Below are 21,533 nucleotides of genomic sequence, written 5' to 3'. Positions count from 1 at the left end.
TAATGCGCAATTAATTTGTTGTTAATTTGCTGTTAACTTGCCATCTTTCAAGCGTGGTTCAACAAAGTGACCCTTGCGTGCACGGTTACGCGCAAATGATTTTAAGGTTTTCGCATCCAAACTGAGTTCAGTTGGCTTGCCAGCACGGCCAGCACCTGAATATGTAGCGCCGTCTGGTCCAACCGCGATAGCTGACGCCAAGTGCTCTTTATCATCCAAGCCCATCAGAATGACGCCCTTACCACCCGTTGGCAAACGCTTTAACTCATCCAATGGGAAGACCAGTAACTTCGAGGCTTCAGATAAGCAAGCAACTTGCTTCATGCCGACCTTCACCTTGGCAGCGCCCAAAGGTGCATCACCAGGAACTTTGGCATCCATGCTCAAGAATGATTTACCTGCCTTGTTGCGCGTAGTCATGTCGGCTACATTGGCTAAGAAACCAAAGCCTGCTTTAGTCGAGAGCAATACCAAATCATCGGGCTGGCCAGCGTAGTAAGCAACCATTTGTGAGCCAGCAGCCAAGTTCACAAAACTCGTCAAGGGCGAGCCGTCACCGCGTGCGCCAGGTAGTTCGCTGACGGGCACGGTGTACACACGTCCATCACTTCCAAAGCCTTGAATAACGTCTACAGTCCTCACTTCAAAGGTGGCATACAAAGCATCGCCTGCCTTGAAAGCAAACTGAGTTGCGTCGTGCTCATGCCCTTGGCGTACACGTACCCAGCCTTTTTGCGAAACAATCACTGTAACCGGCTCATCAATCACCTTGGTCTCAGCTACAGCGCGTTTGTCTTCTTGTATGAGGGTGCGACGATCATCTCCAAAATCCTTCATATCGGATTCGATTTCTTTAATGATGCGCTTACGCAAGACGGCATCACTCTGCAATAAACCATCCAAGTCATCACGCTCTGCTTTGAGCTCTTTAAGCTCTTGCTCAATCTTGATGCCTTCCAGGCGAGCCAACTGACGCAAACGAATATCCAGAATGTCTTCCGCTTGGCGATCGCTGAGCTTGAACTCTTTGATCAGATCAGCCTTTGGCTCATCACTATTGCGAATGATCTTAATGACCTTATCAATATTGAGAAGAACGGTTAAGCGCCCTTCCAAAATATGCATACGGTCCTTCACTTTGCCCAAGCGATGCTGAGTTCTACGCGTGACGGTAGCAACCCTAAATGCAACCCACTCAGACAGAATTTCTTTTAAGCCTTTTTGACGCGGACGACCATCATTACCAATCATCACCAAGTTCATTGGCGCATTGGATTCCAATGAGGTATGCGCTAACAGAAGATTAACGAACTCATTAACGTCAATATTCTTGCTCTTGGGCTCAAATACCAAACGCACCGCAGCATCCTTGCTGGATTCATCGCGAACACCATCAAGCACATTCAGAATGGTTGATTTGAGGTTATTTTGCTCAGGGGTTAAGGTCTTCTTGCCAACCTTCACCTTAGGATTGGTGATTTCTTCAATCTCTTGCAAGACACGTTGTGAAGAGGTTGCTGGTGGCAATTCATTGACAACAATCTGCCATTGACCACGGGCCAACTCTTCAACAGACCAACGCGCACGCACTTTAATACTGCCGCGCCCTGCTTCGTATATCTGCGCAATTTCTGCAGCAGAAGAAATAATTTGGCCACCGCCTGGATAGTCTGGACCAGGCATGATCTCTAACAATTCTGAAGTACTCATCTTCGGAGACTTCATTAAAGCAATGGCAGCAGTAGCGACTTCACGTAGATTGTGTGAAGGAATCTCAGTTGCCATACCAACAGCGATGCCTGATGCGCCATTGAGCAATACGAATGGCAAGCGAGCCGGTAATAATTTAGGCTCTTGGAATGAGCCGTCGTAGTTCGGAGCAAAATCTACCGTACCCTCGTCAATCTCACTCATCAGCAAACTAGCGATCTTGGTGAGGCGCGCCTCGGTATAACGCATTGCCGCTGCACCATCACCATCGCGTGAGCCGAAGTTACCTTGACCATCAATTAATGGATAACGCAGTGAAAAGCTTTGCGCTAAACGAACCAATGCATCGTATGCAGATTGGTCGCCATGGGGATGGAACTTACCAAGTACGTCACCCACAACACGGGCGCTCTTTACTGGCTTAGCATCAGCACGCAAGCCCATTTCACTCATGGAGAACAAGATACGGCGCTGCACAGGCTTCTGACCATCGGATACATCAGGTAGTGCACGGCCTTTTACAACGCTAATCGCGTAATCCAAATAGGCGCGCTCTGCATATACCGCAAGGGTTAAGCTATCTTTACCGTCTTCATTCAGATCAATGGTTTTGGGATCATGATTACCCGCTCCACCACCAGAGGCAGTTGCTACAACTGGAGCCTCATCAACCTCTACCACTTCTATCTCTTCAGCGGGAATAGAAAACAAATCCGCTTGTTCGGCTGGATCATTTTTTCCGGGGGTCTTTTTAGTTGCCATTAGATGTCTGCCTCCACTTCATTGCCGCGCTCTTCCAACCAGTCACGACGTGCACCCGATTCCGATTTACCCATCAACATATCCATTGTTTTAAATGTTTCGTCTTCAGTCCAAGTGCCTAGTGTTACTGGCAGTAAACGGCGAGTATCCGGATTTAAGGTGGTATCCCAAAGCTGTTCTGCACTCATTTCTCCCAAACCCTTAAAGCGGGAGATTTGCCATGCTGTTTCTTTAACACCATCTTTGCGCAACTTATCTTCAATCGCTTGAAGCTCATTAGCATCCAAGGCATAAATCTTTTGCGCCGGCTTCTTCCCGCGCGCTGGGGCATCCACCCTAAAGAGCGGCGGTCTTGAAATATGGACATGACCCAACTCAATCAGCTTCGGAAAGTGCTTATAGAACAAGGTTAGTAATAAGACCTGAATATGCGCACCATCGACGTCCGCATCAGACAGAATGCAAACCTTGCCGTAGCGCAGATTAGATAGATCTGGATTGTCATTGGCTCCGTGAGGATCTACGCCAATCGCTACCGCAATGTCATGCACTTCATTATTGGCAAACAAGCGATCACGCTCAGCTTCCCAAGTATTTAAAACCTTGCCACGCAATGGCAGGATGGCTTGATATTCCTTATTGCGACCCATCTTGGCTGATCCGCCCGCGGAATCGCCCTCGACTAGGAAGATTTCATTCATACCAATGTCTTGACTCTCACAATCAGTGAGCTTTCCAGGGAGAACCGCCACCCCAGAGGACTTCTTCTTCTCGACCTTTTGGCCAGCACGAGTTCTGGCTTGCGCCTGTTTAATTACCAGATCGGCCAACTTGCGACCGTAGTCAACATGCTGATTGAGCCAGAGCTCTAGGGCGGATTTCACATATCCAGAAACTAAACGCACGGCATCACGAGAATTGAGACGCTCTTTTATCTGACCTTGGAACTGTGGATCTAAAACCTTTGCAGACAAGATGAATGAGGCTCTTGCAAAAACGTCCTCAGGCATGAGCTTCACACCTTTGGGTTGCAATGCATGCATTTCAATAAAACCTTTGACAGCATTAAATAGTCCTTCACGCAGACCGCTTTCATGGGTTCCACCAGCGGGAGTTGGAATCAAGTTCACGTAACTCTCACGCACTGGTGCACCATCTTCAGTCCAACAAACTACCCAAGCTGCGCCCTCACCTTCAGCAAAGGAATCATCATCTCCAGTGCCAGTAGCGTATTGCTCACCTTCGAACGGTGGAATTACCTCTGCGCCATGACCAGCTTGGGCAATGGCTTCATTTAAATAGCCGCGTAAGCCTTGTGCATACTGCCAAGTCTGGGTATCGCCTGATTTTTCTTGAATCAGCGTAACCTTCACGCCAGGCAATAACACTGCTTTGGAGCGCAAGAGGCGAATGAGCTCAGGCATTGGTATTACTGAGCTATCAAAATACTTACCGTCTGGCCAAGCACGCACGCGAGTACCGTGCGACTTGTCTTCTTTCGAAGAAGCAATCGTCTTAAGCTTTTCAATCACCTTGCCATCGGCAAATGTCAATGTCGACATTTGGCCATCACGCCAAACGGTGACTTCTAATCTCTTAGATAAGGCATTGGTTACAGAAACACCAACACCATGCAAACCACCGGAGAATGCATACGCACCGCCAGTCCCTTTTTCAAACTTACCGCCAGCATGAAGCTGGGTAAACACAATCTCAACCACCGGTAGTTTCTCAGTAGGATGCATGCCCACTGGAATGCCACGACCATCATCTTCTACGCTCACGCTGCCATCGGTATGCATGGTGACAAGGATTTGCTTACCAAACCCGCCTAAAGCTTCATCGGATGCGTTATCGAGCACCTCTTGAATGATATGGAGTGGGTTGTCAGTACGGGTGTACATTCCAGGCCGTTGACGGACTGGTTCCAGTCCTTTTAGGACCTGAATCGACGATTCGCTGTATTCGGAAGTTTTACGGGTAGCCATGCGCGCAAATTGTAGTCATGTCTGAGATCTAAGCCGAAATTTTCGGGAATGCCCCTGTCATCCATGCCAAAATCGAGGGATGGGAGCCTTAAGTCATATTCGCGTTTTAGACCTTAGCCGAGTCTTGGCTGGTCCTTGGTGCGCTCAAAATCTAGCGGATTTGGGTGCGGATGTCATCAAAGTCGAAAGACCGGGGGTTGGAGACGATACCCGCCATTGGGGGCCCCCTTTTGCCAAAGACCCAAATGGCAAGGAAACCGATGAATCTGCCTATTTTATTTGCATCAACCGCAATAAGCGCTCTATTACGGTTGATATTGCCAAGCCCGAAGGTCAGGAACTCATTCGCAAACTCGCTGCAGAGTCTGATGTCGTGATTGAGAACTACAAAGTAGGAGACCTAGCAAAGTACGGGCTGGATTATGAGAGCCTGAAGAAGGTCAAAGAGAATTTGATTTACTGCTCAATTACGGGCTTTGGACAAACCGGTCCTTACGCCCATCGCCCAGGCTACGATTTTATTATTCAGGGTATGGGCGGCTTCATGAGTGTGACTGGTGAGGCGCATGACTTCGAAGGCGCTAGCCCACAAAAATCTGGCGTTGCAATAGCAGACATCTTTACAGGCATGTATGCCAGCTCTGCAATCCTGGCAGCTATCGTTCATCGCGACCACACTGGTGAAGGTCAATACATTGATATGTCACTACTCGATACGCAAGTGGCCGTCATGGCCAATGTGTCGAGCGCATATCTCACTTCTGGTGAAGTACCAAAACGTTGGGGCAATGCTTCCCCAATTATTGTTCCCTACCAAACCTTCCCAACCTCTGATGGCTGGATGATCGTGGGCGCCGGTAATGATGGTCAATACCGACATTTTGTGACTGCAGGTGGCGAACCCCAGCTAGCGGACGACTCTCGCTTTGCCACCAACCCACAGCGCGTTGAACACCGTAAGCAGCTTATTCCGCTTTTAGAGCAAATGACACGCAAGAAGACCAAGGGGGAATGGATTGCTTTGCTTGAGAAAGCCAACGTTCCCTGCGGACCGATCAATGACTTCAAAGAAGTCTTTGAGAATGAGCAGGTTATCCATCGCGGCGTACAGATCGATGTTCCGCATCCGACTGTTGGCACTATGAAATTGGTTGCTAGTCCGATGCATCTATCGAAAACGCCCACCGAAGTTCGCATGGCGCCACCAACTCTTGGACAGCATACCCAAGAGATCTTGCATGAGCGCCTCAAACTTGATGACCAAGCAATAGAAGAGCTACGCACCAAGGGAATCATCTAAGCCATGACTACCCAGAGCACCAAAACAGGACTTTCGATGAAGCAGGTCCTCATCTATGGCGGTCTCATGGTTACCTTATCCATGGGTATTCGTCATGGCTTTGGACTCTTTAATTTACCCATTACCTCAGCAAATGGCTGGGGTCGCGAAACATTTGCGCTGACGATTGCCCTTCAAAATCTGATCTGGGGGGCAGTGCAGCCCGTCACTGGTGCGCTGGCTGATCGTTATGGCGCATTCAAAATTATGGTCGCCGGTGGGATTTTGTATGCCCTAGGTTTAGCCGGCATGGCAATCTCTACTGACGTGATGAACTTCACTCTGGCTGGTGGTTTACTCATTGGCTTGGCACAAACCGCAACGACCTATAGCGTGGTCTACGGAATCTTGGGCCGCAATGTATCAGCAGAAAAACGGGTTTGGGCAATGGGCATTACTGCTGCGGCTGGTTCGTTTGGACAGTTCCTTATGATTCCAGCGGAGCAAGGCCTGCTCAGCATGTTTGGCACACAAGATGCTCTACTCATGTTGGCCTTGATGGCTAGCTTGATGATTCCAACTGCATTTATGTTGCGTGAACAGAATTTCACCCACAACCATAATTTAGGCGATCAAACGATCAAACAGGCTTTAAAAGAAGCAATCGGCAATCCAAGCTTTCGTTACCTAACCTTGGGTTATTTCGTTTGCGGCTTTCAGGTGGTATTTATTGCAGTGCATTTGGCGCCCTACCTTAAAGATCTCTCCTCTAGCTATCCAGCCGTTGGGGCGCCTGTAGTCGCCACTTCTGCTCTAGCCTTGATTGGTCTCTTTAATATCTTTGGCACCTATAGCTCAGGCATCTTAGGGCAACACTTTCCTAAGCGCCATTTGCTATCCGCAATCTACATTGGGCGATCCATTGCCATTACAGCATTCTTATTACTGCCACCAACACCGATGAGCACCTACATCTTTGCTGCCATCATGGGATTCTTATGGCTCTCTACTATTCCACTAACTAATGGGATCGTTGCGCAAATTTTTGGTGTGAAGTATTTGACGATGCTTTCAGGTCTGATCTTTTTCTCGCATCAACTTGGCAGCTTCTGCGGAGCTTTCTTAGGTGGTTATTTATTTGATCAAACAGGCTCTTATTTAATTGTTTGGGAAATTGCGATTGGATTGGGTGTCTTTGCATGTCTAGTCAATCTTCCTGTAAAAGAGCGTGCTATTCATAGAGTGGCGAATGCTTAAGAAAAAACAATCCATGTGGAGCATCATTTCCTATGGATTTGCTTTGTTTATTTTGCTGATTGTTTTTTCAATGTACTTTGCACCCGATATGATGATGGCTGTTACCAATCAAGTATGGGCACTCTGCGGGTGGTAACTTTTGACTAGTAATTGATTAAAATTTTTCATAACATATTTTTAGATTTACATCCGACTCGCCGTAGCACAATGGATAGTGCACATGCCTCCTAAGCGTGGGATACAGGTTCGATTCCTGTCGGCGGGACCAAAAATATCTTCAGACTTATCCACAGGGCTTGTGGATAAATCCACAAAAATTTTCGTAAGTCACAGATTTGTATAGACTGACCTAGGTTGCCTAATTTGTGTGCAGTGTGTATTGCCCTGTTTTGCGTGCCTGCTTCTAAATATTTAATCTAGTTCCTATAAGATTTTGTGCTATGCATATGGGCCAATAAGGACGCAGAACGCCAAGTTCCCTTACACTTAGGCCATGATCAGCCTTTCAACCAGCACGCTAGCAGCCCTTGAGGAAATGCTCCAAAATACGGCGCGTTCTGCTCCGGCGGATTACTTACCAATCTATTTATCACGCGGTGCAACTGACGAACAACTCATTGGCCATCTCAATCCGGAGTTCATTCCTTACCTGCAGGAATCGCTTCAAAAAGAATCTATCCCGTTTATTGTCATGGGCCATGACAAGCTCTCCATTCATCTGACCAAACCTAGAGATTTATCGAACAGCCTCTATCAATTGGCTAATCGTATGCGCTTGGGTGGTTTTATTCCTGGCTGGCGTAACGAAGACTTTGCTTGGCTTGATCAAAATGGTCATAAGCACTTTCGCATGGAGCGCGCTGCTTTTCGTACCTTTGGCTTTCGCAGCATGGCAACTCATATCAACGGCTATACCCAAGGCAATACCATTTGGTTAGGTAGGCGCAGCGAAACCAAACCTACTGATCCAGGTAAGTTAGACAACTTGGCAGCTGGTGGCATTACTGCTGATGAAACACCGTGGGTCAGTGCACGACGTGAACTTTGGGAGGAAGCGGGCGTTCCCGAACAGATTTCCGATCAGATCGAACCTATAGGTCGCATTCATATGCGACGACCATCCATTGGTCGGGGCTTTCATGATGAGCAGCTTTACGTTTATGACCTTGAGCTCGCAGATAACTTTGTCCCCACCAATCATGACGGTGAAGTTAGTGGTTTTATAGAAATCTCACTCCCGGAGGCAGCCGCCAGAATTCTGGCTGACGAGTTCACCTCTGATGCTGCTTTTGTGACGGCAGACTTCATATTGCGCCGCAACAAATAGTCTTTTGGGTCTCATGAGTCCTGTTTGAGCCTGCTTGACTAGCGTCATGCCGTAATCCGCCGATTCGTGGTTAAATTCTCTTTAAGGATGAAACAGGGGTGCCCTTCAAAGCGGATTTAGCTTGAAGGTGCTGAGAAAGACCCTAGAACCCGATCCAGGTAATGCTGGCGTGGGGAGTTACATCAGACCGACACCCGGTTTCGTCCATCTAAAACAGCTAGGAGATGGACATGAGTACAGGCAAAACTTCAAATAAAAACGCTAAGCACGAGATTCCAAGTTTAAAAAGCTTGGAGCGCGACTTTGGGCAAAAATTTGCCTATCCAGCCTCAACAAAAACATACCTCCAAGGCTCAAGACCGGATATCAAAGCGCCGATCCGCATGATCGAGCAACTACCTACTCGCGTAGGTGAAGAGATGTTGGCAAATCCGCCAGTACCTGTCTATGACACTTCAGGACCATACAGCGATCCAGATGTGGTGATCAATTTAGAAAAAGGCTTACCAAGATTGCGTGATGCTTGGATTGCAGAGCGCAATGACACCGTTCAACTTGCCGGCCCTACTTCTGAATATGGTGTTGCGCGCTCACTAGATGAGGCTACACAAAATTTACGCTTTGCACACATTAGTGCGCCGCGCGTAGCCAAATCTGGTCATAACGTGAGTCAGATGTATTACGCCCGTCAGGGAATCATTACCCCTGAAATGGAATATATCGCGCTGCGCGAATCTATGGGCCTTGAGCAATTGCGTAAAGATCCTGCATACAAGCAACTCCTCAAGCAGCACCCAGGCAAAAGCTATGGCGCAAACTTACCTGAGATCATCACCGGTGAATTTGTACGCTCAGAGATTGCTGCAGGCCGCGCGATCATCCCAGCCAACATCAATCACCCTGAATTAGAGCCAATGATTATTGGTCGTAACTTCCGCGTGAAGATTAACGGCAACTTGGGCAACTCTGCGGTTACCTCATCGATCAATGAAGAAGTAGAAAAGATGGTTTGGTCGATTCGATGGGGTGCAGATACCATCATGGATCTCTCCACTGGCAAGCATATTCACGAGACGCGTGAATGGATTATTCGTAATTCACCAGTACCAATTGGCACTGTTCCGATTTATCAAGCATTAGATAAAACCGGCGGCATTGCAGAGGATCTCACCTGGGAAATGTTCCGCGATACCTTGATTGAGCAAGCCGAGCAAGGCGTGGACTACTTCACTATTCACGCAGGTGTATTGCTGCGCTATGTGCCACTGACTGCTGACCGTATTACTGGCATTGTTTCTCGTGGTGGCTCGATCATGGCTAAATGGTGCCTTGCTCATCACAAAGAAAACTTCCTCTATACGAAGTTTGATGAGATCTGCGAGATCATGAAAGCCTATGACGTGTCATTTAGCCTAGGAGATGGCTTGCGTCCTGGTTGTATTGCTGACTCCAATGATGCTGCTCAGTTCGGCGAACTCCATACCCTCGGTGAATTGACTGCTAAAGCATGGAAACATGATGTGCAAGTCATGATCGAAGGTCCTGGTCACGTGCCAATGCAGCGTATTGAAGAAAATATGACCGAAGAGCTCAAGCACTGCTTAGAAGCCCCCTTCTATACACTTGGACCATTGATTACCGACATCGCCCCTGGGTACGATCACATCACCAGCGGTATTGGTGCAGCACAAATTGGTTGGTACGGCACGGCAATGCTTTGCTACGTCACACCAAAAGAGCATTTAGGCTTGCCAGATAAAGAGGATGTTCGTGAAGGCATCATTACTTATAAGATTGCCGCTCATGGCGCCGATTTAGCAAAAGGTTTACCGGGTGCACAAGTGCGAGATAACGCATTATCTAAAGCCCGCTTTGAATTCCGCTGGGAAGATCAATTTAATCTTGGCTTGGATCCAGAGCGTGCACGTGAGTATCACGATGCAACCTTGCCAGCTGAAGGTGCCAAGATTGCTCACTTCTGCTCCATGTGCGGTCCGAAGTTCTGCTCAATGAAGATCACCCAGGAGGTACGTGACTACGCTGCAACCTTAGATGCTGATGGCAACCCTAAGGCGAAGGTCATTCCGATTACTGAAGTCAATGATGCCTCCAAGGGTATGGAAGAAATGTCCGCAGAGTTCCGTAAGCGCGGCAGTGAAATTTATCAGTAAGCAGACTGGAGCGATTGGGTAACCCATGACTAGCGTGAGCTTCTCCAATAGCAAATATGCAATTGTTGGCGGCGGCCTGATGGGTCGCCTGCTAGCGCTTGCACTTGCTAAAGGCGGCGCTCAAGTGGATCTGTTTGATAAAGGCGGCCCGGATGGCGCCCATGCTGCTGCACGTATTGCGGCGGCAATGTTGGCACCATTGGCAGAGTCTGCCATCACCGAAGATTCTGTTGTACGCATGGGTTTGTATAGCCTGCCACGCTGGAAGCAACTTATTTCAGAGTTATCTAACTCGGTTTATTTTCAGCAAGATGGCACGCTCATTCTCTGGCATCGACAAGATGCTAGTGATGCGGATCGGTTTGCTGCACATCTGGAAAAAAACTGTCGCTCTAATTCTGAGCTCAGTGCGCCGCAAAAGTTAAGTGCTGAAGCATTGCGTGAGCTTGAGCCAGGTGTTGCTGACCGATTTAATCAAGGCTTATATCTACCCAATGAAGGGCAGCTAGATAATCGCCAACTATTAAATGCACTCGAGAGTGAGTTAAAGCTTCTGAAGGTCAATTGCCACTGGCATACAGAAGTTGACCCTCAAGAATTAAGAACGCAATCCTGCTATCAAACAGTAATTGATTGTCGTGGCACTGGTGCAAAAGAGTCTTGGTCAGCTGGCGATAAACCTAATACCCTGCGTGGTGTACGTGGAGAAGTGATTCGGCTATACGCTCCAGAGGTCAAGCTGCGTCGTCCTACTCGCTTGATACATCCGCGCTATCCAATCTACATTGCCCCCAAAGAAAATGATGTCTATGTAGTGGGCGCCACTGAAATTGAATCTGATGATCTCTCAGACATGAGTGTGCGCTCTGCTATGGAGCTACTGAGTGCAGTCTATACAGTACATAGTGGCTTTGCGGAAGCCCGTATTTTGGAAATGGCAACCCAATGTCGTCCCACATTAAAAAATAATCTTCCGGAAATACGTTCTAGCAAAGATAAAGGCCTGGTTGATTTGATCATGATCAATGGCTTATATCGTCATGGTTTTATGATTTCACCAGCAGTGCTCGATTGCACCTTAGAGCTTTTAGAGTTCGGTGGCAGTAATACTGCATTGGAATTAGGTTTGAGCGTTACTCATAACAACATACAGGTAGAGACTGTATGCGCGTGATTGTGAACCAAGTTGCCTATGACCTACCAAGCCAAAGTTTGGTGAGTGATGCGTTAGCCTTGATTAATGCCAAGCCACCCTATGCCGTTGCCGTGAATCTACATTTTGTACCCAAGACTAAACACGCAGAGTTTGTCTTAAATGAAAATGATCAAATTGAAGTGATTACCCCGGTTACCGGCGGTTGATCAAGAATGAGTTAATTGATATGAACGCCCCCCTACCTAGCAACCTGAATAGCGCTGATACTCTTGTTCTGTATGGCGAGAGCTTTGCCAGCCGTTTGCTATTAGGGACCTCACGCTATCCGTCCCCTCAGGTTTTAGAGAATGCTGTTCTTGCATCGAATCCTGCCATGATTACCGTGAGTTTGCGGCGCCAAGGCACTTCGACTACTGAAGCGCATAGCGGCTTTTGGGATTTACTCAAGAAGATGGCCGTTCCAGTTTTACCTAATACGGCTGGATGTCATAGTCCACAAGAAGCAATAACAACAGCCCAAATGGCGCGTGAAGTTTTTGAGACGGATTGGATCAAGCTAGAACTCATTGGCGACGACTACACCTTGCAGCCTGATGTTCTGCGTTTAGTGCAAACTGCAGAAACGCTGATTAAAGATGGCTTTAAGGTCTTGCCGTATTGCACTGAAGATCTCATTTTGTGCCAACGGTTGGTTGATGTGGGCTGCCAGGCAGTCATGCCATGGGCTGCACCGATTGGTACTGGCCAGGGGCCTTTAAATCCTTATGCCATGAAACTCTTGCGTGACCGCCTGAAAGTTCCGCTTTTAGTCGATGCGGGCTTGGGTCTTCCTTCACATGCTTGCACCGTCATGGAATGGGGATTTGATGGCGTACTTCTCAATACCGCAGTAGCATTAGCCGATGATCCTGTAGTGATGGCCAAAGCCTTTGCCATGGCGGTTGATTCGGGTCGTGCAGCCTATTTATCGGGCGCTATGAAGCCACAAGAGTCAGCGCAGGCAAGCACACCTTTAGTGGGCACTCCGTTTTGGCACCAATCCTAGTTACCTAGTTACACCAAGTTAAGTACACTGAACTTATGAGCCTCATTCGCGACCTAGCAGACCAAATCGTGGCAGCCCATCGCAATGATGATCTATGCATTCCGATCCCGACATTTAGCCTTAACTCCCCGCCTCCGCTAATTGATAACGAGGTAGCCGTCGATCATTACGAATTAGCGGGTGCATTAGCTAGCGTGGAAATGGGATTCATTGAGTCGGATGCCAGAATCCTTGGAAAAGCATGGTCGCGAATGACCTTGCAAGATGGCGGCTTTAATCCCCTGAAATGGCCTAGCAGGCCAGAGCATTTTGATTTGCTGCCTTGGAGTCGCAATATGAATCCCAATGCGTTTAAGGAATGTCCTAAGCGCCTAGGCCTATATGGCGTCATGCCAGATGCTGATTGGATAAAACGCATGGTCGATGCAGAAATCCCTACCGTGCAATTGCGTTTTAAATCGGATGAAAAGGCCAAGATCCGAAAACAGATAAAAGAATCTGTTGCTGCTGCAAAAGACAGCAAGACACTGCTGTTTATTAATGATTATTGGCAAGAGGCGATTGATGCGGGTGCTTATGGCGTGCATCTTGGACAAGAGGATTTAGTCACTGCCAACCTTGATGAAATTCGTGATGCAGGATTGCGCCTCGGTATTAGCACTCATGGATATGCAGAGCTTGCATATGCAGATCGTTTTTGCCCAAGCTATATTGCGATGGGCGCAGTTTTTCCAACAAATTTAAAGAAGATGCCGACAGCACCCCAAGGCCTTGGTCGTTTATATCAATATAGCAAGCTCATGAGCAACTACTCTCTAGTTGCCATCGGCGGCATTGATCAAGACAGCATTCATGCCGTGGCTAAAAGCGGGGTTGGCTCTGTTGCTGTGGTGAGGGCTATTACGCAAGCCAAAGATCCAAAGGTAGCAGTAAAGCACCTGCAAGAATTAATGCAGGCTTAAGGCTATTGCTTTAAATCTTTATTCATACTTTTCTTTTTCATCTAGCAGTGCGGTTGGATAGAAGTCGTGCATATGCCATAAGGGCCCAGGACCTTCACCGATAGATAGAAAGCGCCCCGCTTCCAAGCCTGCCTCAACATAAGATATAGCCTTAGCAACTGCATGAGCGAGATCATGACTATCAGCAAGATAAGTAGCGATAGCAGATGCTAATGAACACCCAGTACCGTGAGTATTGGCAGTATTAACGCGGTAGTGCTTGAACTCTTTTGATTGAACAACTTCGAGACCATCTTCAATGGTGCGCCACATTAAATAATCGGTAATTTGCGTATGCGTACTATCCAAATGCCCACCTTTAATCAGGACTGCTTGCGGCCCCATATCGAGCAATTCTTCTGCGGCTAATTTGAAGTCATCGGGGCCATTAATCTCGCGGCCGAGCAATAAAGATGCCTCTTCTAAATTTGGTGTGATGAGTGATGCAATCGGAAACAATTCAGTAATGATCGCTTGAGCGGTATCGTCACCACCCAAGCTTGCTCCCGAAGTAGCACGCAAAACAGGGTCTAGGACAATTCGCTTCACACCAAGTCTGCGCAAAGACTTGGCAACTGTTCGGACTATTTCTGGGCTTGCCAGCATCCCGATTTTGACAATATCAGCCCCGATATCCAATAAAACAGCATCAATCTGGGCCTCAACAACATCAAGATCTATATCCTGAATACGTGTGACTCCCAAGGTATTTTGAGCGGTAATAGCTGTAATAACCGACATACCATAGCCGCCCAAGGCAGTGATTACCTTAAGATCAGCCTGAAGCCCCGCTCCGCCGCCGCTATCAGACCCAGCTATGGTCAGTACTTTGGGGATCCGTACAGAAGTGGGAAGAAGTGATTTCATCTTGCTATAATATCGGCTTATTCCTCGATAGCTCAGTCGGTAGAGCGCCGGACTGTTAATCCGTAGGTCCCTGGTTCGAGCCCAGGTCGAGGAGCCAAATAAGTAAAGCCCCTAAAGTGATTTAGGGGCTTTTTCTTTAGAAAACCCAGCTAAGTCAATTTCTTAGATCAAGCCCTTCTTGCTTAAATTGGCTAGACGGTTATGGAGAGTCTTGATTGTCAGGAGATTGTATTTATCACCCTCCTTCCAAGCGCTACCTTTCCATTCAATACCTTCAGGCGTGACATTGGCAAAAGGCTCTTGACCCTCTTTAGCGTAGCCCTCCAAGATAGCGATAAGTGCTGCGCGATCATCGGATCCGCCTGCATCTTTAACGGCATCCAAAATGGGTTTGGTGATGGTATCGCTATAAGTTACTTTGGCATCTAGATGCTTTGGCGCTACAGGCTCTTCAAAGATGTATTCATGGGGCCACTCAAAGACATTTCTTGCGGAATTTTTTACGGACGCCGGACTCACTGCGCCACTCTCTGAATTCTTTGGATCAGTTGGTAGGCTTAGGCCCAAAATCCAAGTTTCGAATTCTGCAATACGGCTATAGCGTTTTTCTTCGCTGTCGCGCTTCTGCTCCTCTTGAGAGAGCAGTAAAGTAACCCATGCCCAAGCTATATCTTTAGGTATTGCAAAATCCTGAGCCAAGATGCCGGCGGCTTTTTTTAAGATGGGCTTGGATGTAAGTTTTGTCATTGCATTCTTTCGTTGATGCCTTCAATTTAAGGTGAAAAGTCAAAGGGAAGGCTCCCCGTTCATTTTTACAATGCTCTTCACAGACTCATTAGGATACTCTTCATTGGCCAGCAATTTATTTAGTGATTACTTCATATCATCTAAAGTAACTGCCAACTCTTTATTCCACCACTTCGCCTGCCCAGTAGTGCTATGACCAGAGGTCTCGGGTGAGGCCGGAATGAGATACAGCTTGGCATTCTTCATTCTTGGTAGTTCTTTCTGCATAAAACCCAACTCGGGTGGATTTCTTTCGTCATCAGCCGAGTTAATTGCCAGCACTCTTGCTTTAATTTTTTCAAGGTGAGGCGTTGGGTTGTAATCTCGCGATGACTCCCACTGATAGAGATTGTCATTCGCATCAGCAACAAAAGAAGCGCTCAATCGTTGATTCAATAGTTGATCAGCCGCATCGCTGCTTGGTGCCAACTTATAGAGCCCTTGATTGCCTCCGCTAAAGCCGATATTGAAATACACACTAGCAAATTGGAGGCTCTTTGGTTGTTTGGTGTAATTACCACCCTGCCACTCTGGATCGTTTTTGATGGAGTCAATAATCATCCTACGCATCATCCAATTGCGACCTGACATCTGCGTGGGTGAAGATGCCATCGGCACGAGTAAATCCATGTAATCAGGATATTGAATTCCCCATAACCACGTCTGCATACCACCCATAGAATTTCCTAGAACTAAACGTAGATGGTTAATCCCTAGGCCTTCGGATACCAATCTATATTGCGCGTCAACCATATCCTCATAGTTGTAGTGGGGGAACTTGGTTTTAAGACCATCCGATGGCTTGCTTGATTTACCCACTCCAATTGCATCAGGAATGATGATGAAATATTTACTTGCATCCAGAATCTGGCCTGGGCCAAATAATTCACCGCCAAAGTTCTTTGAAAGCATACCTTTTGCAGTGCCAGCAGTGCCATGCAGGATCACGACTGGAATGCCGCTTGGGTCGCCGATCGTAATGTAACCAATCTTCATCTCGGGCATCACTTCACCAGTATGAAAGCGAAAATTCTTAGCTATCCAGACGCCCTCTTTAGGTTGTGGGCCTGTCTGTCCAAAACTTACTCCAATCAATAAAAATGAGAGCGCAGCACAGAAAATAATTTTAGTAAATTGGTTGAATAGAAATTGCATACCGCTCCCTTGGGAATAATTTTGGAACTACTTTTTGTACTTTTCTGACAAGTTATCGAAAAAAGGTTTTTGCACGAATCGCTGACGCTCCTCAAAGGATGCAACTAAATTGAGATCCTCATGCAACTCTCCGTGAGTCTTTAAATGCGAGAGTGCATTGGTCATGCCACGCATTGCACCTTGAAGTGCTGCATTGGCATACAACACAATGCCAAAACCCATTTGCGCAAATTCTTGTTGGGGTAAGCATGGTGTTTTTCCACCAATCACCACATTCACTATCTGCGGACATGTAAGCTCTGATGCAATTCGTTTGAGCTCACTGACATTAACAGGCGCTTCGACGAACGTAATGTCAGCACCATGTTCGGCATATAGCGCTGCTCGAGCCAGAGCATCATCCAAGCCATGTATCGCTCGGGCATCCGTTCGGGCAATGATTAAAAAATCTTTACTATCTCGCGCATCAACCGCCGCCTGAATTTTGGAAACCATTTCCATTGGCTCAATTACAGATTTATCAGAAAAATGGCCGCATTTTTTAGGCATAACCTGATCTTCAATCTGAATGGCATTAGCTCCGGCGCGCTCTAACTGACGTACCGTCTGTCTCACATTAAGTGCATTACCAAAACCCGTATCAGCGTCGACAATAATAGGCAATGGCATTGCATCGCGCATTGCAGAGGTATGCCCTACTAGGTCACTTAATCCCACAAAACCTAAATCAGGAACGCCGTAAAAGGTATTGGTTAAGCCGGCGCCACTGAGGTAAATCGCCTCAAAACCAAGTTCATAAATAATCCTTGCAGCTAAAGCATTTGCTGCTCCAGCAACCAGCAAACCCTTTCTTGTTTCAACTTTCTGGCGCAAGAGAGAGCCAAGCTCGTAATCTAATTTCATTGATCATCCTTCATATTGGCAGCTTTCACTATTGAACCTAAACGAGCGCGCTCAGCATCCACGAATTCAATGAACGAGGCACGAGTCCCGCCAACAGGCTCTATTCCCTGACCCTTTAAACGATCTGCAACCTGTGGAGACTTCATAGCGACATCAACAGCTGCCGCTAGCTTATCCATGATTTCAGGGGATACGCCAACAGGGGCATGTATGCCTGCCCAATGCGCAATTTGCAAATCTGGGAATCCCTGCTCGACAGCTGTAGATAACTCGGGATATGCCGAAATACGTTTTGTCCAAGTAGTCGCTAATGGCCTAAATTTTCCCCCTGGTTTGATGTGAGGCAAAGCCACAATGCTAGCCTCAGAGGTGCCAGCTACTTGACCGCCCATCACGGCAGAAGCACCTTCAGAGCCACTCTTGTAAGGAACTGGGATTAACTTGGCACCATATTTTGTATTGAGTAGTTCTGCCACAAAGTGTGGAGTACTTCCAGTGCCAGCAGTAGCAAAGTGAAGACCCTGCCCTTCTTTTGAAGCATCAACAAAATTTCGTAAATTTTTATAGCTAGATTCAGAAGAAACAACAATCACTGATGGGGCTAAACCAATCATGACTACTGGCACCAAATCACCATCTTTATAGTTGGTCGTCTTCTTGATCATATTGTTAGACACAACGCCTGCTGCACTAATTAAAAATGTATATCCGTCTGGCGCGCTTTTGCTGACAAACACTGTACCCAGCGTTCCACCGGCACCCGGTTTATTTTCAACCACAATGGCTTGCCCTATCACTTTTGATGCGCCTTCAGCTGCAGCTCTCGCCATCAAATCATTGGCGCCCCCAGCAGAGAAAGGGACGATAAATTTAATAGGCTTTTGTGGCCAAGCTTGTGCATTCGCTAATGAGCTAAATAAGACACCCGCCAGCGTCACACCAGCAAGAGCCGACTTTAAAAATACCTTCATGAGATTTGTCTCCATTTTTTTAGTTATTGCGCATTATGAATCCTTTTCCGAGACGGGGAAACAGCTAGAAACCAACCCTCATATCACTTTTAGCTACAAAAGCTCAAATATGACCTCCCCATCAGGGATCACCCCAACCAAGGGTCTGCACCCATTGCCCAGTTATGCTTAAATCATGAATATATGTTTTGAATTTAAGAAATTAGTCTGTGTCTTAAAACCCAAGCAAAGTATTAAAAGAATCATCTAAAGAATGATCTCAATTAACTGGAGACAAGAATGAACAAACGCGGTTCCGCAAACATTACGTCACGAGTTTTTCGACTATGTTTGCTTTCCCTAGTCTTAATGGCGGGTCCTGCCGAAATGGTATTGGCCCAATCCGATTATCCGAATAAGCCCATTAAATTTATCGTCCCTTTTCCAGCCGGTGGAGCAACTGACAATATTGCTCGGCCCTTGCAAAATGAATTGCTCAATACTCAAAAATGGAATGTCATTATTGATAACAAGCCGGGTGCCGGCGGAAATATTGGCGCAGAAATAGTTTCTAAATCACCACCAGATGGTTACACATGGCTAATGGCCTCGGTAGGAACTCACGGCATCAACCTTCCTCTATATACACAAGGTGGCGGCAAACTTCCTTTTGACCCAATTAAAGACTTTACGCCAATCACATTGGTCGCAGAACTACCCAATGTCCTCGTTCTGAATCCGGCGTTTGCAGCTAAAAACAAAATTAATACTGTAAAAGACCTTATCGCTTATGCCAAAGCCAATCCAGGCAAAGTGAATATGGCCTCAAGCGGTAATGGCACTTCGATTCACATGGCGGGAGAGTTGTTTAAATCCATGACTAAAACCTATATGGTGCATTTGCCATACAAGGGAAGCCCACCTGCGGTAACTGATCTAATGGCAGGTAATGTGGACATCATGTTTGATAACTTACCTTCCTCAATTAACTTTATCCGTGCAGGACGCCTCAAGGCATTGGCTGTAACTAGTGCCAAACGTTCACCAGCATTTCCAGATTTACCAACAATTGCTGAGGCCGCTAATTTGCCTGGATATGAAGCAACATCTTGGTTTGGAGTAGTTGGTCCAGCAAATATGCCAGCCGAGATCTTGAATAAGGATAGCGCAGCCTTGATGGCAGCCATTGCCAGTCCATCTGTACAAGAAAAGTATTTAGCAATGGGCGCTCAACCTGCAGGCAATACCCCAGAACAATTCTCCACATTCATTAAGGCTGAAATTGTGAAATGGAGCAAAGTAGTAAAAGATTCTGGTGCTAAGGTGGATTAACTCATGACCGTTCATGCGGGACCGCTATTTTTTGGTCTGCTGTAGTCATCAAAAAGAGGGGATCTCCCCTCTTTTTTATTTCCCTAATTCAGAGAGTAGCTTGCTTGGTGAAATAACTTCTTGATCCAGAACCAGCTCAATCAAGGCCCCGCGATTGCCTTCCAATGCTTTGGCAAAGATAGGTGCGAACTCTTCTGTTTTGGTAACTCTATAGCCTGAAATACCAAAGCTGTCTGCAAATTTGACGAAATCAGGATTGGTTAACTCGGTCGCAATGACTCGAGACTTAAACTCACGCTCCTGATGCATGCGAATAGTGCCCAGCATACTGTTGTTGACCAATAGGATGATTGGAAATGCGTTGTATCGTGCCGCTGTTGCCAACTCCTGACAGTTCATCATGAAATCACCATCACCACATACAGCAATCACCACCCTTTGTGGCTCAGCAATTTTTGCAGCGATTGCAGCTGGCAAGCCGTAACCCATTGATCCATTTGCTGGCGCTAGTTGAGTCTTAAATGCGCCGTAAGGATAAAAGCGGTGTACCCAAGTAGCGAAATTACCAGCACCATTTGTGACGATGGCATTACGTGGAATAACATCCTTTAATGCGCTCATGATGTGTGCTAACTGCATGTCTCCTGGAACCCTCACCGGAGTCGAGAAAGCAAGATACTGTGCATGAGCGTCATTCATTGCCTGACGATCGTATTGCTTGCCCATCTTGATTTCACTCAGGGCTTTGCAAAAGTTTTCAGGACTACAGTTCAAGGCAAATTCAGGTCGGTATACGCGACCCAACTCTTCTGGCCCTGAGAGAACATGAATTAATGTGGTCTTGGCCTGCGGTGATGACAGCAGGCTATAACCTGCTGTTGTCATTTCCCCTAAGCGCTCCCCAATGACCAAAAGACAATCGGCTTCTTGAACCCGCTTAGCCAAGGCTGGATTAGCGCCAATGCCTAAATCACCTGCAAAACAAGGATCCAAGTTATCAATGACATCCTGAGAGCGAAAACTGGTTGCAACAGGCACGTCTTCACGGTTAGCCCAGGCTCTTAAGCTTTCACATGCAGCTTGATTCCAATTCCCCCCACCAGCAAGCACAAGCGGCTTGCTAGCTTGAGCAAACACCTCAAGCGCTTTAGAGAATGCTGCTTGGTCTAAGCCAGGTTGAACAATATGCGCAGGTGCTACCGGCTTCTCTTGTCCGTGCATATATAGAACATCTTCTGGAAGCGCTAGAACCACTGGACCTTTTCTACCTGCCTGCGCAACATGAAATGCGTGAGAAACAAACTCATCAATACGGTCCACTCGATCAATACTGCCGACCCACTTTGCGCATTCAGAAAACATACGTCGGTAGTCAACTTCTTGAAACGCTTCGCGCTCAACCATATCGGTACCTACTTGGCCGACCAACAACACCATGGGAGTTGAATCTTGATAAGCCGTATGCAGCCCAATCATGGCATTTGATGCGCCTGGACCACGAGTTACCATGACAACCCCGGGCTTACCGGTCAGCTTTGCGTATGCCTCAGCCATATAGGCAGCGCCACCCTCTTGGCGACAGGTAATGAAGCGACACTGGGGATGATCCACCAAACCATTCAGTAGCGGTAAAAAGCTCTCACCAGGGACACCAAAAGCCAGATCGACACCCTGCCTTACTAGCGCGTTGGCCAGAATCTGCCCACCATTCAATGAATCGCCCTGTGTCCCCATGATTTCTGTACTTTCTGAATAATCAATTAGTGCATGTAATGTTTTGAAAATTATCACATTATTTCTAGGTCTAGGTCATTTTCGTTGAATCTGCACCCCACCAATTCAAA

At 47.1% G+C, this 21,533-nt stretch carries 18 protein-coding genes, 2 tRNA genes and 1 riboswitch; of the genes, 12 read left to right on the top strand and 8 right to left on the bottom strand.

The window, feature by feature from the left end:
• Positions 1-21: 21 nt before the first annotated feature.
• Together parC and AOC21_RS04650 are read right to left on the bottom strand one after the other, a co-directional pair.
• The gene (gene parC / locus AOC21_RS04655) at positions 22-2,397 is read right to left on the bottom strand and encodes a DNA topoisomerase IV subunit A (RefSeq protein WP_251371604.1); all 2,376 of its coding nucleotides are present in this window, start codon (positions 2,395-2,397) and stop codon (positions 22-24) included.
• Between the two features lie 74 nt (positions 2,398-2,471).
• Positions 2,472-4,460, bottom strand: a complete 1,989-nt coding sequence (locus AOC21_RS04650) for a DNA topoisomerase IV subunit B (protein ID WP_215392595.1) — start codon at positions 4,458-4,460, stop codon at positions 2,472-2,474.
• A gap of 79 nt (positions 4,461-4,539) precedes the next feature.
• Here AOC21_RS04650 and AOC21_RS04645 point away from each other — a divergent pair, with 79 nt between their 5' ends.
• The 10 genes from AOC21_RS04645 (at position 4,540) to thiE (ending at position 13,657) form a co-directional block, all read left to right on the top strand.
• Entirely contained in the window at positions 4,540-5,760 is a 1,221-nt protein-coding gene (locus AOC21_RS04645; protein WP_215392594.1) for a CaiB/BaiF CoA-transferase family protein, read from the top strand.
• Positions 5,761-5,763: 3 nt separating this feature from the next.
• Positions 5,764-6,996, top strand: a complete 1,233-nt coding sequence (locus tag AOC21_RS04640; protein ID WP_215392593.1) for an MFS transporter — start codon at positions 5,764-5,766, stop codon at positions 6,994-6,996.
• The gene (locus AOC21_RS04635) at positions 6,989-7,132 is read left to right on the top strand and encodes a hypothetical protein (protein ID WP_215392592.1); all 144 of its coding nucleotides are present in this window, start codon (positions 6,989-6,991) and stop codon (positions 7,130-7,132) included. Before AOC21_RS04640 ends, AOC21_RS04635 begins: the two co-directional genes overlap by 8 nt.
• Before the next feature lie 57 nt (positions 7,133-7,189).
• Positions 7,190-7,264, top strand: a tRNA-Arg gene (locus AOC21_RS04630).
• A 225-nt stretch (positions 7,265-7,489) separates the two neighbouring features.
• A complete protein-coding gene (locus AOC21_RS04625; RefSeq protein WP_215392591.1) occupies positions 7,490-8,323 on the top strand; it encodes a DUF4743 domain-containing protein in 834 nt (277 codons plus the stop codon).
• An 84-nt stretch (positions 8,324-8,407) separates the two neighbouring features.
• A riboswitch (TPP riboswitch) is annotated at positions 8,408-8,516 on the top strand.
• A 37-nt stretch (positions 8,517-8,553) separates the two neighbouring features.
• Positions 8,554-10,494, top strand: coding sequence for a phosphomethylpyrimidine synthase ThiC (gene thiC, locus AOC21_RS04620; RefSeq protein WP_251371579.1), 1,941 nt, complete (start codon positions 8,554-8,556; stop codon positions 10,492-10,494).
• A 25-nt stretch (positions 10,495-10,519) separates the two neighbouring features.
• Entirely contained in the window at positions 10,520-11,668 is a 1,149-nt protein-coding gene (locus tag AOC21_RS04615; RefSeq protein WP_215392590.1) for an FAD-dependent oxidoreductase, read from the top strand.
• The gene (thiS, locus tag AOC21_RS04610; RefSeq protein ID WP_215392589.1) at positions 11,659-11,856 is read left to right on the top strand and encodes a sulfur carrier protein ThiS; all 198 of its coding nucleotides are present in this window, start codon (positions 11,659-11,661) and stop codon (positions 11,854-11,856) included. Before AOC21_RS04615 ends, thiS begins: the two co-directional genes overlap by 10 nt.
• 20 nt (positions 11,857-11,876) lie before the next feature.
• Positions 11,877-12,695, top strand: coding sequence for a thiazole synthase (locus tag AOC21_RS04605; protein WP_215392588.1), 819 nt, complete (start codon positions 11,877-11,879; stop codon positions 12,693-12,695).
• Positions 12,696-12,730: 35 nt separating this feature from the next.
• Positions 12,731-13,657, top strand: a complete 927-nt coding sequence (thiE, locus tag AOC21_RS04600; RefSeq protein ID WP_215392587.1) for a thiamine phosphate synthase — start codon at positions 12,731-12,733, stop codon at positions 13,655-13,657.
• A gap of 18 nt (positions 13,658-13,675) precedes the next feature.
• On the opposite strand, the gene thiD is transcribed toward thiE, so the two are convergent.
• On the bottom strand, positions 13,676-14,563 hold the full coding sequence (gene thiD / locus AOC21_RS04595) for a bifunctional hydroxymethylpyrimidine kinase/phosphomethylpyrimidine kinase (RefSeq protein WP_215392586.1): 888 nt from the start codon (positions 14,561-14,563) through the stop codon (positions 13,676-13,678).
• 21 nt (positions 14,564-14,584) lie between these two features.
• Here thiD and AOC21_RS04590 point away from each other — a divergent pair.
• Positions 14,585-14,660 (top strand) — tRNA-Asn (locus AOC21_RS04590).
• A 65-nt stretch (positions 14,661-14,725) separates the two neighbouring features.
• On the opposite strand, the gene AOC21_RS04585 is transcribed toward AOC21_RS04590, so the two are convergent.
• The 4 genes from AOC21_RS04585 to AOC21_RS04570 all read right to left on the bottom strand — a co-directional run bounded on the left by AOC21_RS04585 (position 14,726) and on the right by AOC21_RS04570 (position 18,378).
• Positions 14,726-15,310 (bottom strand): hypothetical protein, encoded by a 585-nt coding sequence (locus AOC21_RS04585; protein WP_215392585.1) that lies wholly within the window; start codon positions 15,308-15,310, stop codon positions 14,726-14,728.
• Between the two features lie 126 nt (positions 15,311-15,436).
• A complete protein-coding gene (locus AOC21_RS04580; protein WP_215392584.1) occupies positions 15,437-16,504 on the bottom strand; it encodes an alpha/beta fold hydrolase in 1,068 nt (355 codons plus the stop codon).
• Between the two features lie 27 nt (positions 16,505-16,531).
• Entirely contained in the window at positions 16,532-17,407 is an 876-nt protein-coding gene (locus tag AOC21_RS04575; RefSeq protein ID WP_215392583.1) for an oxaloacetate decarboxylase, read from the bottom strand.
• Complete coding sequence (locus tag AOC21_RS04570) at positions 17,404-18,378, bottom strand: tripartite tricarboxylate transporter substrate binding protein (protein ID WP_215392582.1); 975 nt, start codon at positions 18,376-18,378, stop codon at positions 17,404-17,406. Before AOC21_RS04570 ends, AOC21_RS04575 begins: the two co-directional genes overlap by 4 nt.
• A gap of 279 nt (positions 18,379-18,657) precedes the next feature.
• Between AOC21_RS04570 and AOC21_RS04565 the strand changes: the two genes are divergently transcribed.
• Positions 18,658-19,689, top strand: a complete 1,032-nt coding sequence (locus AOC21_RS04565) for a Bug family tripartite tricarboxylate transporter substrate binding protein (protein WP_371817802.1) — start codon at positions 18,658-18,660, stop codon at positions 19,687-19,689.
• A 75-nt stretch (positions 19,690-19,764) separates the two neighbouring features.
• On the opposite strand, the gene AOC21_RS04560 is transcribed toward AOC21_RS04565, so the two are convergent.
• On the bottom strand, positions 19,765-21,423 hold the full coding sequence (locus AOC21_RS04560; RefSeq protein WP_215392581.1) for a thiamine pyrophosphate-binding protein: 1,659 nt from the start codon (positions 21,421-21,423) through the stop codon (positions 19,765-19,767).
• Positions 21,424-21,533 lie beyond the last annotated feature (110 nt).

It is taken from the genome of Polynucleobacter sp. VK25 (genome assembly GCF_018687355.1).
Taxonomy (GTDB): Bacteria; Pseudomonadota; Gammaproteobacteria; order Burkholderiales; family Burkholderiaceae; genus Polynucleobacter.
The sequence above is the reverse complement of the archived record's forward strand: the minus strand, read 5'-3'. Positions and strand labels throughout refer to the sequence as shown.